Annotated in this window: 1 protein-coding gene; it reads right to left on the bottom strand. The window is 37.5% G+C overall.

Annotated elements, in window-relative coordinates; all coding sequences use genetic code 11:
* A partial coding sequence (locus GBZ86_RS19135) for a carbohydrate-binding protein (RefSeq protein ID WP_479690766.1) occupies positions 1–224 on the bottom strand: 224 nt, incomplete at both ends.

Genomic DNA, 224 nt, shown 5'->3' with positions numbered 1-224 from the left:
TTTATTCCACTATTTAAATTTACTGCCACAGTAAAGGTCTTAGCATCTCCTATGGACCATCCATTAGTTGGTGTTGGAGTGTAAACTTCTCCTGTGTTTGTTCCATTTATATCTATCTTTAAGTTTCTATTAGCATCTGCCCCTATATACTTCACTGCTAAATTATACTTTCCTGCAGCTGCTACATTTACAGTTAAGGTAGTTGCACCATCACTTGGTCCTCC

It is taken from the genome of Clostridium tarantellae (assembly GCF_009295725.1).
Taxonomy (GTDB): Bacteria; Bacillota; Clostridia; order Clostridiales; family Clostridiaceae; genus Sarcina; species Sarcina tarantellae.
The sequence above is the reverse complement of the archived record's forward strand: the minus strand, read 5'-3'. Positions and strand labels throughout refer to the sequence as shown.